Below are 821 nucleotides of genomic sequence, written 5' to 3' on the forward strand. Positions count from 1 at the left end.
ACTTACTGTTTTTATGTCAGTCCCTGCTTTGCAGGAGAAAACGGTAAATCAGGCCGCCAAGAACGCCGCCTGCAAGCGGCACAACCCAGAACACCCAGAGCTGCTGTAACGCCCATGTTCCCTGGAAGACGGCAACTGCCGTGCTTCTTGCCGGGTTAACGGACGTGTTGGTGACCGGAATGCTGATAAGGTGGATAAGTGTCAGTGCCAGACCAATGGCAATCGGGGCAAACCCGGCCGGTGCGCGCTTATCTGTTGCACCGTGAATAACAATCAGGAAGAAAGCTGTCAGAACCAGCTCAGCGATAACTGCGGCCTGAAGTGAATAACCACCGGGAGAGTGCTCGCCGAACCCGTTCGAAGCAAAGCCGCCAGCCGTCAACTCAAAGCCCGTTTTGCCGCTCGCTATCAGATACAGGACGCCTGCGGCAGCAATACCACCAATGACCTGAGCAATAATGTAAGGGACGACGTCACTGAAAGAGATTCGGCCTCCGGCCCACAGTCCCAGCGTTACTGCCGGGTTAAAATGGCCGCCGGAAATATGACCCACAGCATACGCCATCGTCAGTACCGTCAGGCCAAATGCGAGCGCTACACCCGCGAACCCTATCCCCAGCTGCGGAAAGGCCGCAGCCAGCACTGCACTCCCGCAGCCACCAAAGACCAGCCAGAACGTGCCGAAGAATTCGGCAGCGGTTTTTCTTAACATTGATGAGTTCCTTCTGATTGTTAACCATTAACGGCGCTAATTATAACGCATGCCGGTGATAATTAACTAAATACAGAAGGAAACTGAATTTATTCTCCCTGTTGGCTGG

The 821-nt window shown here is 54.0% G+C and carries 1 protein-coding gene; it reads right to left on the reverse strand.

Annotated elements, in window-relative coordinates; genetic code table 11:
* Nucleotides 1-16 precede the first annotated feature (16 nt).
* Nucleotides 17-712 (reverse strand): aquaporin Z, encoded by a 696-nt coding sequence (gene aqpZ / locus ACSZO1_RS22575; RefSeq protein WP_437616629.1) that lies wholly within the window; start codon nt 710-712, stop codon nt 17-19.
* Nucleotides 713-821 lie beyond the last annotated feature (109 nt).

The organism is Erwinia sp. V71, assembly GCF_965644245.1.
GTDB lineage: Bacteria > Pseudomonadota > Gammaproteobacteria > Enterobacterales > Enterobacteriaceae > Erwinia.